Below are 16012 nucleotides of genomic sequence, written 5' to 3' on the forward strand. Positions count from 1 at the left end.
GAGGATCTCTTGAAAGGAACATCCCTTCCACTTGTATTTGCTATTCATTGTCCTTTAAGATCTTCACCCCGAGAAGGCCGCTTAAAAGCCCGCTCACACTCATCATGAGGAGCTGCACGTCCCCGGTTTTCGGGATATTCACGTGCTTGTCGTCATAAGGCGGCCGCTTGCCCGGCGGCGTCGACGTACCCGGAGGCGTCTTGCCCGGTGGGGTCGTCTTGCCCGGAGGTGTCGTTTGAGGCGTGTTCTTAATGATCAATTCTTTCTTCAATGAATCTGCGCTTACGGTAAACTTCACACTGCCGCCTAAAGACGCATAGCCTGCCGGCGCCTTAATCTCCCAGAGGTAATAATCCCCGTCGGGAAGACCGTTGGCCACAAAGGTGCCGTTTGATGCGGAGGTAAGGACCATGTCCTTGCCATTCTTCTTCATGCGCATGTAGCCCTTTTCAGTCTTCTTCGTGACCAAAAACTGCGCGCCGGAAAGAGGCTTGTTGTCGGCAGACGACACCTTCTTAAAGGTCTTTCCGCCTTCCTTGTCCTTGTAGTTTTCCACGGTGAGCTTCTTTACCTTCTTGTCCGTGATTTCAAAAGGCACTTCCGGATGCTTGATGCGGTAGCCCGCCGGCGCCTTCGTTTCCACAAAGACATATTTCCCCGGCGCCAAATCCTTGATCACAATCTTTCCCACGGCGTCTGTGACGAAATCCGCGGTGCCGGAAGGATTCTTCACCGGAATGCGATTATTCTTGTCCAGGAAAAACAACTGAAACACCGCACCGGGAAGAGGCACGCGATCCGTGGAAATCTTTAAAAGCTCCACGCCGCTTGATGTGGGTTCCGCCCCCTTCGGGTAAATCACGCCGTTGGAATCGCCGGGATTTGCCACAAAGACGAAGGGGAAAATCGTCGTCGCCCCCTGCTTCTCCGCCACGCGGAGGTAATACAGCCCCCGCTCCAAAGACAAGCTCAACTTGCCCTCGGCGTCCGTGTCATAGGACTTGTGGGAAGCGTAGGTGCTGTTCAGCTCCTTTTCCGTCTTCCCTTCCAAGAGGCGCGCCACGTCCTGAATGCTTTTCGCATCCTTCAGGCCGCTATCCTCCGGGCGAAGGCCGTCTGAAATCTTCCAGATCGTCACCTTGCGCCCGGCCACCTCGGCCTTTTTTCCGGAGCGGGAAAAGTCGATGGTCAGGGCCTTTGTGCCCGTAGACACCACCGCGCCCCCTTCGCCTTTTGCAGCGTTCTTTTCCCCGGAAGCCTTCTCGGCGGAAACATCTACCGTACTACCTTCGGCCTTCGCCTCCTTCGCCATGGCCATGGCGGGAGCCAATACGCCAAAAGCAACCATGCTAAACACGAGTGCCGCAAATACAAGCTTACAAAGCCTACTTTGTAGATTTAGCATGGTTCACCTTCTTTCTTAGGCTTGTTCAGCGCTGCGTTTTCTCATGGCGATAAAAGCACCGCCCATTAATGCGAGACCGGCGACCATAAAGATCATCGTACCCATACCACCGGTTTGGGGAATGGTGACTTTCTTATTGATGACTTGTTTTGCGTCATTTTCTGCGCTGTCTGCTGCATACTTAATGTTAACGTCTTTCGTATTACCTTCAGCGACGGTAAATTCGACGTCATTGATCTTGGCATAGCCCTTGGGAGCTTCGATTTCTTCTAACTTGTAAGTGCCATATTCGATGCCTTCGATCATGAATTGACCCTTGGAGTTGGAGGACAGTTGAACGACGCCTGCAGCATTTTTGTCAGCTACCCATTCGTAACGAATGCCGGCAGTCTTGAATGCTTCGTTGTAGGTTTTTTGAGCTGCATCGATGTCTTTCTTTAATTGCGTTTCATCGGCACCTTCTTGACGTTCGTTGTAAGCCTTAACGGCGTCATTTAATGCTTTTTGAGCAGCTGCCAATTTTGCTTTTTCAGCTTCTACGGTGTCTACAGATTTAGCGGACAGGTATTTTTTTTCACCGTTTTTAACGACGAACTTGGCGCCTGCCAACAGTTCCGTAGCGACTTCCGTGGTCTTAACGAATTTCTTTCCACCGACGACAACTTCAGGTTCGGTCGGGTCCAGGGGCTTCGGATTGTCTTTGTCTTCGTTGTTGGTAATGGTTACCGTACCGGCTGCATCAGTTGTAGCATAAGCGGGGTTGTAACCGGCAACACGTTCGGAGATCTTCCAACCGGCTGCATCTTCGCCGAGGCCTTGGAATTCACCGTTAAAGGCTTTTTCGCCGACGACAAACTTAATGCCGTTGCCCAGGTCGATGGTTTTGTTGACGATCTTGTTATCGAGTGCGACAGAGGCTACAGCTTTTCCATCTTTTTCTAAGGTGTAGACGAGTTTCAAACCATCGGTTTTAGCGCCTTCGCTAAAGTTCTTAACTACGTTTAATTTGCCTTCTTTCGGCGTAACGTCGTTCTTCTTAAGGTCTTCGCCTTTTTTGTGGCCGTATTCTAACGTAACGTTGTTCTTTTCCGGATTATCTACAACGGCGGTACCGTTGACGGTAGCGGAATAGGTTAATTTAATGTTGACGTCTTTTGCTTCGGCACCGGTGGTGACGGCTTTAATCTTTGCTAAACCGGCGTCGGTCATTTGCAATCTGAAGCCGTTGTCATCTTGAGCCAAGATGTAGTCGCCATCTCCAAGGTTTACACCATTGTCAGCTTCAACTTTTACGTCTTTGTTGAAGGTCAAACCGTTGGTCATAATATCGTTCCAGATCAAGCGTTCGTAGCTCGTATCTGCGTCGATCTTGGTAACGACTTCGTAAGGAATCTTCTTACCGACTTCGGCTTGTGCTTTTGCCTTATTCGCTTGGTAATTTTTAACATCGGCGCCGGCATTGATGTTACTGTCTTTGTCTTCAATCGCTTTTAAGCCATTTCCCTCTGCAAAGTTCTTGTCGATCTTCGGTTTTTCTTGGGTGTTCTTGGGGTAAACGTGTGCGTTTACTACGACGCCTTCCTCGTTAACCAAGGGAAGGGTAATTTCCACGGGAACGGCTTTTTGACCGGCGATAACCATGCCGTCATCTGTTTTGTAAGTGGATTTTTCCTTGATTTCTTGAATCAGGAAGGAACCCTTTAATTTCGAGGTGTCGAAGACAATACCGTTGGCGCCGGTTTTGCCGCCGAAAGCTTCGTCGATATTCGTGGTGTAAACGAGGTTTTCGCCTTCGAATACGGGGGTCATCTTGCCGTCTACAATTTCACCTTTAATGTATTGGTCTTTGTCACCGGCTTTTTCCTTGCCGACTTCTTGCCAAGCAAAGTATACATTGGCTACTTCGCCGACATCGGCGCCAACGCTTTTAAGTGCTTGTAACGCTTTTAAATCTTGGCTACCGTTGTAGCCTTCTTCTTTAATTTTGTCCGAATCCCAAGCTTTTAATTTGTCCTTGGTCATCATTAATTTGTGCAATGTGACTGTCTTTGTTTCCTTTGCATCACTTGCTGCTAAGGCACCTAAGGGTGCGATAACGCCAAGTACCATCACCAGTGCGAGGACCAGTGACCATATCGTATTCTTACGTTTCATTACATTCCTCCTTTTCATTCAATAACCTTCTATTTTAAATGCTGCCCAGGCGGCGCACTTAAAACCATGTTCTCTACGGGGATCCGCCCCGGCGCCTTATTCGATCTTCACGTACACACAATTTTTGTATCGAAGGGATTTTATGCCCAAGGAGCACCACCTCCCTTCAGTTTGGCCGCCTTCTTGCGGCGGATGTATTCTTCCGCCGCAATGGCTGCCATAGCCGCACCGAGCAGTACGATCCATCTGTGAGGACCGAAACCACCGGTGAGGGGATAGAGGCCTTTGTAGTTCAGGATTTCCACATCTTGACTACCGTCACCGTATTGTAAGGTGAGTTCTTTGTCGCTAATGTCTTTCAGGTACTTGGCGAGGGCTTCTTGATAAGCCTCGTCGCTTTGTCCATCTACTCTTCGAGGATAGTATACCACGCTTTCCGGCAAGTCGTCGCGCTTCATTTGATAACTCGACGTGTAGGTGCCGTCTTTGTCGGTGATTTCAAACCGCAGCTTGACTTCCGGCTCATCGGACTTCAGCGGCCCGAAGGTTCCTCGAATGACCAAGGTGTCCGTGGACTTCAATTCCGCGGTTCCGCCGGCTTCGCCGCCAAGGGATCTGTAGATATTTAGAGCGAGTTGACCGTTTTCATCCACTTGCAAGAGGGTTTCCGTATCGATCAATGTTTCCTTGCCATCTTTGTCGATCCGTCGTGCCTGTACATTTCTGAAGGCGACTTTTTTCGTATCAAATAGGCAATGGACCAACGAATTGATGTCGTAGGTGCGCTCCTCGTGGCCCGGATTGATAACCAGATAACTGTAGAAGGTATTGGTGTTTGTCGGGTTTTGTCTCGCAAACATGAGGGAGCGATCTTTGTCGTTTCCTTCGGCGTTTTTCTTGACATTGCCTTCAAGACCCCGTTCCTTCACATGGAAGCGGTTGTCGATCAGCGTAAATTCCTTCACGTAGCCTACGGGCTTGATATAGCCTTTCGGTGCGGTGATTTCTTTCAGGGCGTAGTGGCCGTTCTTCGAGAGATCCAACTTGATCTCGCCATTTATATCGGCGGTGACGGTGAGCGTTTTTTTCGTTTCGCCATCCATGACTTGGTAAGGCTTGTATTGGTCAGCTTGTTTTTCCTTGTAATGGACTTCGAATTCTGCAGCAGGCAGGATGTCTTTCGTGTTCCCGTCGATCTTCTTGAACAGAATGGGCTTGTGGTTCACCACACTCAAGGGCGTCGTGTCCGTTAATTCCACATAGACGTCTTGTCCGTTTTGGTCCTTGGTCTTGCGGAAAATTTTGCCGGTTTTTTCACTGACCTTGAATTCCACGACGGGTTCCGTCGTCGGCGAGTAGCCATTCGGCGCTTTGGTTTCCACGATTTGGTATTCCCCGGGTTTCAAGGCATCAAAGGTGACGATACCGTCTTTTTCCTTCTTAGTTATTTTCGAAACACCGATGCCCTTAAAGATTTCTTCGCCCGGATTCTTTCTGAGGAGCGAGAATTCCGCGCCTTCCAGCGGATTTCCGTCGGGATCGACTTTCTTCACACTGATTTGGTTGGTGGGGTTGGTGGCCTTGATCGTAAGCTTGGCCTTGGCGGTGTTTTCATTATTGAATACATACACCACGTCTTGGCGACTGGCCCAAATCGATTCGGGACCTTCATAGTTTTGGAAGAGCTTCGCGTCGGATTCGTAGGATTGCAAGGTCTTCTTTACATTTTCCCAATTGTAGACCGTGCCGGTTACCTTAATGATGGCCGACGTATTCGGATCCATGGCGGGAATGCTCAATCCCGCCGGAGCGTCGGGCGTTACCAGATAGCCTTCGTAGGACCTGCCGCCCCAATTGGTTAAGTTTTGGCTCGTTTCATCGACACCGAAGGATACGGGCATGTCTTGTGCCAGATAAGCGTCGCTATTGTCATCAAGAACGTATGCCGTCTCCTTCAGATTTAGCACCGGAACATTGGGCGTGTAGCGGAATTCGGCCGGCAGAACATTCTTTTTATAGCGATTCAAATAGAAGTACTGAACGAATTCGCCGGTGTCTTGATTGAATTTCACAATCTTCGACGCCATGTTCAGATAATCCTGCTTTGAAAAGTACCTACGGTAGTAATTGTCGTACCATGTATAGGTATAGTTCGCTTCGCCGGTGATGAACGTGTAATCCACGTCGACTGTTTCCGTTTCTTCAAGCGGTTCGCGTAGGCCGATGCCGACCTTTTGCTCGCCTGAATCTTTTACTTTATCGATATTGATAAAGGCGGCGAGGCGATTGGAAAAGTCTTTCAATTCGTATTGATTGGCGTACTTCGTAAAGGTATAGGTGACGGTACCTGCGTCCTTGTCGTAATCGGCCTTGGCGATGGTCCCGACGCCGTCGGCAAAGATATCCAATTCCTTAACGTCGTTGGTGTCGGTGCCCTTCAAGTCGATGTTGTTCGAAAGTTTCAAGACGAAGTAGTCGCCCGGTTGAACGACATATCCCTCTTTCAATTTGTACTCGTTGGCAAATTCCATGCAGGCGCCGTAGTGGGGACGGATCGTCATGCCAGTGGAATCGTCGTCTTTTTGCGGACGTTGAATACTCATCGTCGACGACGTGAGGGTAATCTTGTCTGTAATATTCTGATTTCGAGGCGTATTGTCTTCGGCGTAGGGGTCGAGGCCCTTGCCGCCGACGGTGAAGTGCCATACCTGGCCATTGTTAATGTGGCCGGGGTGAGGATCGATTTCTTCCAGCTTGTAGTTACCGATAATTAAATCTTTAAAGACTAACTTGCCGTCTTCGCCGACGGTGCTGGTGTAGACGCCGTCTTCCTTGCCTTCTTCCGCTTGTTTGGCGGAAAGGCGGGTCAGCTTAAATTTTGCGCCAATGGTCAAGTCGCCGTGTTGGTCTTTTTTGCCCGGAAGCGGATTGCCATTTCCATCGAACTTTTCAATGGTGACTTCGCCTTTGCCGGGAACTTCGTTGACGATTTTCCCCATGTTCTTTGCCGTACCGGAGGTTACGAAGTCGATCAAGGGTGCACCACCTTGGGGTAAAGGCTTGTTATTTCCATCGAGATATTGGTATATCCCTTTCGATCCGTTTCCGTATTCCATGGTAATATAACCGCCGGCGGGAATCACTTTTTCTACGCCTGTCTTGTCATCGGTTACCTTAATATCGTCTTTCGAGTAGGCCACCGTAAAGTACAGGAGCGGCTCTTCAATGGTGGTGTAACCCTTCGGCGCTTGCACTTCTCTCAAGCGGTAGCGGCCGGGTTTCAGGTTTCTGAAACCGAAGTAGCCGTTAAATGCCGACGATACATAAGAGCCTTCCACATCTTCCCAGCCGTAGCCGACCAGTTGTTCCAGTTTAAAGACGGCGCCTTCCAGACGACGCTCCGTTACTTCTTCACCGGTGATCTCCCAGTTGGGATTGTCGCGCCCGTGCTTTGAGAAGGTGATGTTGTAGGCTTGTTCATCGTTTTCTAAGATCAAGCCTTCCTTGGGGATTTCTTCCGATTTGCCCGAGGTGTAGAGCGGCGAAAGGTTCATGGTGGTGGTTACCTTATTAATTAAATTGCCGTTGGTGACGTAACCGCTCTTGTAATAGACGCCTTTATAGGTGTATTCCTTGCTGATCCCGTTGGGGTACTTTTGATCCGGCGTCGATTTCGCATTCCCTACTTCGTTCCCATTCGGCCCGAATACGGAGTCGAGGGCGACGTTCCCTTTTTGATAGGAGCCGCCGACCAGGTTTTCGTAGTTGATCTTGCCGCTGTTGCGATCTCTGGATACGGCTTGCATGAAGTTGCGTTCCGTGTAGAACTCGATGTCCAATTGAATATTGGCATCGTGTTCCTTGATGATGTTGTCGTCGTAATAACCTTCCACGTCGATAAAGTAGACGCCTTTGTTCAGGTTGATTTGGTCTTCGTCAAAGCCCCAGTCGAAGGGACGCCAACGGGCCGTGTTCACCATGTAAACATTCGGTCTGGACAAGTCGTAGATCGACATGATCTGTTGCATGTCCTTGCTTCCTGAGTTGAGATTCAAGCCGGTGATGTCGGTGATCTCGTAGGTGGAGCGGTAGGCCGTTTTTACCCCTTGCTTGGTCGTCTTGGGCGGCTCGCCGGGCGTGTCGATTTCTTCCCGCTTCACGACGGGTTTGATTTGTACATTGACTTTTCCATCGCCCTTGTAGTCGCGGGTATCGATGAAAATCCGTTGAACATAGGTCTTGCCTTCCGTATTGATGAAGGTGGTGCGGGCAGCGTATCTAATGCCCGAATCCAATTCCTTGAGGGGCTGAATCTTCGCCCGTTCTTCCTTATCGATGTACGTGTTGGTCGTTTCTTCCGGTCCGGTGTAATTGGCCACCAGGCGACCGTTGACTTCTTTCACTTCGATCTTCCAAGGTGCCGATTGTTTTTGGTAGCCGATGGGCGCTTTCGTTTCTTCCAAGAGGTAGTGGCCCACCTCGAGGCGCAGGGGCTCGCCTGTTGCTTTATCCACAAAGACGATGGAACCGTCGTTTTCATTGGATTTCGCCGTGTAGGTGCCGAAGGTTTCTTCCGGATTTTCGTAATTCGCGTCGGTCTTCTTTAAGGTGAATTCCGCATCGGGCAAAGATTCGCCGAGGCGGCTCTTCTTAAAGAGCTTAAGTTCCAAACCGACTTGCTCGTTGGTGATTTGTGCAAATTCGCCTTCTTTGATTTCCGTGCCTTCATCTCCCGGTGTGGGAGGCTCTTCGGTTTTCTTGAAGGTGGCGGAAATGCTTACATTTGCCGCCGGCATCTTGAAGCTATTGTTCGTAACCTCAACGGCTTGGCCATTTGCGGTGACGCTGAGTTTGTCGAGTTTATAGCCTTCGCTCGGCGTAATGGTTAGGTTAACCGTCTCGCCTGCCGCCGCGGAACCCTTGTCTGTCGATACGGTGCCGTTTTCCATGGGCGCGATGCCGATGTTGTACTTCGTCGGCGGTTTCTGCCTAAAGGTGGCCCGCACGGTGACATTGGACGCCGGCATAGTAAAGGTCTTGGCCTGCATGTCGACGGCAACGGGTTTGCCCGCGTCGTCGGTGACGGTCAATTGATCCAATTCGTAGTCGCGATCGGCGTTGATGATGAGGCCGACTTTTGTGCCTTCTGTCGCCTGAGTGGCGTTCGCCGTTACGGAGCCGTGGCCGCCGCTTTGCGTCGCAATGGTGTATTCCTTCGGCACTTCTCTAAATTCTGCCGTCACGTTAACATCGCTCGCAGGCATGATGAATTGATTGTTATTATTTACGTTAACAGTTTTCCCATTGGCGGTGACGTTGAATCGAACAAATTCCCAGCCCTTTGCGGGATTCGCGCTGAGGGTCACGAGGGTATTTTCTTCCGCTTCCATGGTATCTGCCGAAATCGTGCCGCCTTGTTGCGGCTGATTGACGATTACCTTGTGCTTGATCGCTTGTTGGTTAATGCACCCTTCATTGGGATAGGACTCGGCGAGCCAACCTTTATAGTTATTTTTCTCATATATGGTTGCCGCGTCGTTGGACGTGTAGTTCGAGCCGAGGCCGATGGGCAAGCCATCCGTGTATTGCGTGTCGACTACCACTAAAATCCATCCTTTGAAGGTGGCGGGAATAGTAGCTTTCAGGCGGAATTTATTGCCCGTGTCCTGATTGCTGATTTTGCTCCACGTCACGCGCCTGGTAATGTCGGTCATTGTGTCGAGATTTGCGACGGTACTGTCGATGGATCCGTTTGTCACTTGATAGACCTTGACGTTCGTCAGCGTCGGCCGCGCCGTGGTGACGTCAAAGGCGTCGTCCCACGAGTGGATTTGAATGACCCGCGGTTTCGCGCCAATGGAGGGTTCGCCGTAAATAAAGGCTTGTTTGAAGCGATTGTCCTCTTTGTTGATCTCGAGGATCTTCGTGTCCATGGGCGCTTCGTTTTTCGGGTCTTCTCTGCGCACTTTCCCTACGGACCGCGCGGGATCCACTTTTTCCCATACACCAGCTCCCACAGGGTTCGGGACGTTTTCTTCGCCCAGTTCCAGCCCGCTGTTTTCACCGAAGGTGGTAAGGAAATTATCCAGCTGCTTGGTACGGCTGATTTGATCGTTCAGCGGTGCGGATGCTTGCGCTGCGTCGGCATTCTTGTTTTCCGCCTCGGCATCGCCGGCATTCGCCGCGTCTTTCGCTTCGGCCGTTGTGATCGGCGCTTCCGTTTCTGCGCTTTCTTTCGCTTCGGCCGATGCAATCGGCGCTTCGGGCATGCCGAAGGCCTTATCCAGTTTATTTAAGCGATTCAGGGCGCTGATGCGGTTAGCGGCGGTTTCAAAACCGTCGACGCTGCGCACGTTGTTGGTATTGGCGGCGTTGTTGTCTTTAATAAACACCTTGCCGTCTGCTTTCACGGTGACGGTCCAATCGGTCTTCACGTTTTCGTAACCGGGGGCCGCTTCGAATTCTTCGAGCTTGTATTTGCCCGGTACCAATCCGCTAAACTCGATGGTGCCGTCTTTTTTGGTGGTCATGTAGCGCTCGTCTTCTAAAGGTTCCGGCCCGATCAATCGGAAGACCGCGCCTTCGATGACTTCGCCCGGGTCGTTTTCTTTTACTTTTTTCAGTTTAAAGCCGTAGCGCTTCAGGTCGTTTGAAATATCCAAAGAGTCGTCGGCAATGTAGGAGCCGATAATATCTTTTCCTTCGCCGCCGGCCACAGTGGCATCGCCGACCGGAATGTTGGTGACGCTTTCGTAGTAGTCGCTCTTCCAGTAGGTCGTGCCCCTGTAGGTCAGATCCATGCCCGTACCGACGCCGCCGTTTTCGTCTTTATAGGGGATTTTTACATCCACGACGATGGGCGTATTCGTGGCGGGCAGGTCGATCTGCATACGGTCCGGTTCGCCGGGATAATCCGACTTGCGGGGGTTGAGCGTGCTCGTAATGTCGGTAATGTCGTAGCCCGCCAAGCGGATGTCTTCCACATTTGCATCGGTGATCGCTCTATCCAGTTTAAAGGCTTTGACAACTTCCCCGCCTTCGTACCAATTCATGTTTGGATAGTAGGGTTTTTCACGGTGAATTTTCGCCGTGGACGCAGGAATCGATGCGCCTTCGGGGTTTATGATGTAGCGCTGAATGACGTACTTTTCATCTTTATTGATGGCGACGATCCGCGTCCCCAGTTTATAGGGATCGCTATGGCCGTCGGCATAACCGGATAGACGGTTGTCGTAAAGGTTCCAGCCATTGATGGGCCGATCCTTGACATTGACCCAATGGGTTCCCGGATCCGCCAAAATGGATTTAATTTCTTGTTGCGTGCCGGGCTCGACGTAATTGTAGATCTTGACGCTATCGCCTTTTACGACGACAACCCATTTTTGATCCAGCTTATTGTAGCCGTTGGGCGCAGCGATCTCTTCTAAGACGTAGGTGCCGTCGGCCAAGGGATCCCTGAATTCCACGACGCCCGATCCGTTGGAGGTAGCTTCTTGGACTTCTCCGGGGGTCTTGCCATAGGGCGTGATTTTGAACTTCGCGCCGGCCAAGGGCTTGCCTTCGTTGTCTTTTTTGTAGACGCGGAATTTCTTGCCCACGGGATTGTTGGTGACCTCGAGGGTGATGTCGTTTCCGACGATGGGTCGGTCGGCTCCACCTACGCCCAGTTCGATAATCGTCACTTTACCATTTAAGTCCACGGACACTTGCCACGTCGTGCTGGAAGAGGTGTAGCCTTCAGGGGCTTTCACTTCTTTCAGTTCGTAGTTGCCGGGGGCGATGTTATTAAAACTTAAGATGCCGTCGCCGCCGCTTTGGCGTCGATACACTTTGCCCTTGGCATCGGTGAGTTCAAAGATTGCGCCGGGCAATTTTGTATTGCGGTCCAGGCGGCTCACTTTGAGAACATTAAAATTCCCGGGGGTGTAGCGTCTGTTAATCAGCTTGGCTCTTTGTACGGTGTAGGTGGGGATTTCTTGGCCGGTTTGATCGCCCAAGGCTTCCCCGGCTCTGGCTTTGTTGGCAAAGCCGGATTCCAGTCTCGTGCCGTTGCCCATGTAGAAGACGCGCCACAAGTTTTTCCACGCGTTTTCGTCGGTGATTTTAAAAGTTTGCTTGATGACGTAGCCTTCTTTTTGCGGGGAGATGCTCGGCATCTTGATGGTGAGCGGCTTTGTCGCCTTGATCTGTGCCCGATTCATTTGTATTTTGCTCGGATCGTAGTTCAGGGTGAAGCCGTGGGACGAATCGCGCACCACGGAATCCGGGTTGATGGTGCGATTGTAGACCTCTTGATACGTGAACGGGTCTTGTTCCGGACGCACCCCGAAGGACAGGGGCATGTTGTAGTTGACCTTCTTATCAAAGGTGGTGTTTCCGCCCGGATCTCTAATCACATCCATATCGGGCAGGGTGCGATAGATCTTCACGCTGTTTAATTTAAAGGCCGGTTCGTAGCCCTTGGCATACCAGTTGACGATGTTGGCATTGCCGCCGTATTCCGTGGATGCCCAGCTGAAGCCCAAGGTGTAGCTTCCGCCGCTATAGTCGCCCATGGGATTGTAGTAAGCGATGACGTCGACGTAGCGATCGTCGCCTTTTTTGTAGACGTCGCCGAAGTAGTAGGATTGACTGACCGGGCTGCCCTTGCCTTGGTCGTATTGTTCGTAGTCGGCCCGGACGGAGATCGTCTCCGTTTGGCCGGCGCCCGGTTTATCTTCCGTTCCCGGGATGCGTTGAACGCCCGTGGTTCCGGGAGCTACCACGGTGGTGAATTCGTAGACGCCGTCGTTTTGGGCAAAGTATTTATTGGGAATGATCCCAACGATGTCGATGCTTCCCGTGAAGACCCCGTTCGTTCCGTTTTTGTTAAAGACGTAGGTGAGGCGGTTGGTTTGGAAATCCATGTAGGGATCCGCGATGACGACCCCATTCTCATTCTTAATGCTCGGTATTTCCTTCACGTATTGGGTGAAGTCCAAGTTCGGATCGAATTGAATGACGAAGCGCGTGCCCGCCGTGGTATTGCTGAGCTCGATGTCCGCATGGTAATCCAAACTTTCGTAGCGATAGGCTTCCCAAACATTGGGGCGTACCCCGATGGCGCCGTCACCTTCTTTGATTCGCATGTGTTGGAAAACTTTGGTTACCTTACCGGCTTCCTGCGATTGCCCTGCATCTTCGTTTTCGATGATGTAGTCATGACCGGGAACGGGCGTGCCGTTGCCGTCTTTGAAACGGGCCTTGTAGGTGACTTGCCCACCTTCGGTTACGGTGACGTCGAATACGACGCCGTTGGACAGGTAGCCGTCGGGGGCGATGGTTTCTTCCACCACGTATTTGCCCGGAGGCAATTGGCTGAAGTTAACGAGCCCCTTTTCATCGCTTCGCTTGCTGGCGATGATTTTGTTGTTTTCGTCTTTAATGACGAAGGTGGCGCCGGGCAAGACTTCCTTTTCGGGATCCACTTTCGTAATGGATACGTCTTGTTTCGGGAAGCTTTCGTTGGTTATGGTGAGGATGGCATCGGCGTCGCCTTTGCCTTGTCGGGTGAGCACCACGTCTTTTTGAATCTTGGCATTCCCCGCCGTGTCTTGGTCGGTCAACCAATCGTAGGACAGGTTCGCCGTGTCCTTGTCGCCCACGTGGGCTTTTACTTTAATAAGGAAGCCTTGGTCGTTGTTAAACCGTTGTTTGGGGAAGAAAAGTTGATACCCGGTTTTGTTGGTGTACGGGTCGGTTATATTGGACGCGCCGGTAATGCGATCGTTATGCCAAGCATTGATGACGTTCGATCCGAGTTTCCCAATTTCCTTTTCCACCTCTTGATTTTCCATGGCGGTACGGACGCGATTTCTTGTGTCTTTTAAAACTTCGTAGGCCGTGACGTCGGTGACATCGACGCCGGGGATGCTGATGTTCAACCGCGTATCGCGATCGGTACTGCCTTCATAGGTGTTTTTTCTCGGCTTCAGGAATAGATAGAATTCGACGTCGCCGTTGTCGTCGATCTTGCCGTAGTGCATGGCGTTCATGTAGTCGGGCCAGTTCGGGTAGGCATTGTGTTCTACTAATTGGGTCTTTGCCGCTTGTCCCGAAATGGTAACATTTTTACCGGAGACGGTAATTTCGCCGTCTCTTGAAATGGTGATGGTTTTGGTGTCTTGGTCCAGTTTGTAACCTGTCGGCGCCTTTTGTTCCACTAAGGTGTAGGTGCCGGGGCGGACGTTGGCGAAGGTGGCCTTCCCGTTGGCGTCGGTTTCAATTTCTTTGGCTTCATAGCCTCCGCCTTGCAAACGGTAGCGCGCGCCGGAAAGAGTCTTGGTCGTGTCGCCTTCATCCACTTTCAGAACGGTGAAGGTGGCGGGTTTTTCTTCCGTCACGTCGTTGGCCTCGCCGTGAATGTAGTGGACTTTTTTGGTGGTGTCGTAGTAGTTGAAAACTTCGTAGAACTTATAGTCGGTACGGCCGACCGTCACTTTCTCAGGATCGAAGGTTTGGACGATTTTGTGCCCTCTCGGCACGGCGGTGCCGTCATCTTCGATCTTCCAGTATTTGACGCCGGGCACGGTGACTTTCCGAATCCGCTTGCCCGCTTCGCCTTCGCCGACGGTCCATTCACCCAGGCTTTCGCCTTGGGCGTCTCGCACGTCAAAGGTTTGTGCCGGCATGTTGACGCCGGCGGGAAGCGTCCAATCCTGCTCAATATACATATCTTGGCATTGGGAAATGGTGACGCCGGAGAGGCTGTAGTCTTCACCGGCTTCCGGTTTCTTCAGATCGGTGGTGACTTCGTAGACGGCGATGGTGCCGACGCTTTGTTCACCGGCGGGATCCGTTTCCTTTGTGGGAAGATTGCCTGTGCCGTGTTCGCTTTGATCCTCGACCATTTGCCCTGTTTCGGGATCCAATTTATAGGATGCGGCTTTTGCCGTGGCCACGTCTTGGTTGCCTTTTAAGGATCTCGTTTCGAGGGGCAGACCCGAGTTGCCTTCATCGCCGGTGGAGACGGCGTCGGTGATGGTCCACTTGGCTTGATCCGCGTTGGCGAATTCGCCCAGAATGGTGGTGCGGTTGTTCATGCCCACGCGGGAAGGGGTGGCTTCGCGGATGGCTTCTTGGCTATAGCCTTGGGGAAGGACGAGGCGCACGGCGCCTACTTTTTTTCTGTCCTTCAAAGCCATGGAGAGATCGAGCATGTAGGAGGCTTGATCGTTTTTAACGGGAGTGTAGAAAGTGTAGTACAGGTCTTTTGCAGATTCGCTCAAGGTATGGTGTTTGGAATCCACGATGCCGAGGTGACCGTTAATGGGGTTCGGAGTAATGTCCGCATCGGCGGCTTTGCTATTCACCTGAATGTCTTCGAAGGCGCCGAGGCCGGATCCCTTCACGGCGGTGAAGTTGGCAGAGTAGCCGAGGGTCGTCAAGTCTACCGTAGAGGAGACGCGTACGTTCCAGCGAATGCCTGCTATCTTTCCGCCTTGAACCACGGGATCGCCGAAGGCATCGATGTTCACTTTATAGTCTTTGCCTTGATCCAGCACTTGAACCACGTCGTCGCGACCCGGTTCCAGAATGGTGGAGAGCATATTGCCGTTGGAATCCACGACCACGGGAAGAAGCTTTTTGGGCTTCACCACGCCGAGGCCGGAGATGCTATTGACTACAGTGAATGTTTTTTCACCGGCATCGATGTTCTTCGTATTGTAATCCACTTCCACTTGAATGGGCACTTGGATATTTTCGGTGATGTCTTCTGCTATTTTGTAAGTAATGGTGTTGGCAGTTGAGTTATAGACCGGCTTTTCGGTAATGGCCTTGTCATTGTAGGTGATGCGCTTTAAAGACTCAGGATCGTTTACCGTGAGCTTGTCATCTAAATGAATGACGAAGTATTGGCCTTTGCGAATGGGTCCTTGTACCGTGGAGGTATCGAAGCGGGTAAGGATGGTAAACTTTTTGTCTTTGATGCCACCTTGGGGCGATTTGGCGCGGGCCAATTCTTTTTCTTTCGAAAATTCCAAGGCCTTTTCTTGGCGATCGGCTTCGTTTTGGGTCAAGGGCTTCGGCGCCTTTTCTTCCGATACTTCCGCATCGGTGGCTTCATTGCCCTCTTGCTGCGGCGCCGATTGAGCCGGGGCGTTTTGCGCGGGGCGCGCCGGTGTCCTTTGCGGCGGCGTGTAGTAGCCGTCGTCGTCTGGGTCGATGAAGTTTGGTAGATGGCTTCCCGCGTTTTGATCGGGGTCGATCCGATTGCCGTCGGGAGGGATAAATTCCTCGTCGCTGACGGTGGCTCGGTTTTGTCCTGCGGAGCGCGCTTCGACGACGCCGGGCGCCACCACCTCCAGAATCATGATCAGGGCCAATAACAGGCTCGCGACGCGTTTCATTGCAGTTTTCATATGGATTCCTCCCCGTTTCTAATGCTCGTTTATGTACGAATGATGTGAAATC

Annotated in this window: 3 protein-coding genes; all 3 read right to left on the reverse strand. The window is 51.6% G+C overall.

Annotated features, from left to right (window positions below; translation table 11 throughout):
• Window positions 1-40: 40 nt before the first annotated feature.
• Window positions 41-1348 (reverse strand): MSCRAMM family protein, encoded by a 1308-nt coding sequence (locus OCV31_RS01110; protein WP_148471797.1) that lies wholly within the window; start codon window positions 1346-1348, stop codon window positions 41-43.
• A 72-nt stretch (window positions 1349-1420) separates the two neighbouring features.
• Window positions 1421-3559, reverse strand: coding sequence for a pilin N-terminal domain-containing protein (locus OCV31_RS01115; protein WP_267303727.1), 2139 nt, complete (start codon window positions 3557-3559; stop codon window positions 1421-1423).
• Window positions 3560-3699: 140 nt separating this feature from the next.
• Complete coding sequence (locus tag OCV31_RS01120; protein WP_148471801.1) at window positions 3700-15960, reverse strand: SpaA isopeptide-forming pilin-related protein; 12261 nt, start codon at window positions 15958-15960, stop codon at window positions 3700-3702.
• Window positions 15961-16012 lie beyond the last annotated feature (52 nt).

Origin of the sequence: Aedoeadaptatus acetigenes (assembly GCF_025566985.1) — a bacterium.
Taxonomy (GTDB): domain Bacteria; phylum Bacillota; class Clostridia; order Tissierellales; family Peptoniphilaceae; genus Aedoeadaptatus; species Aedoeadaptatus acetigenes.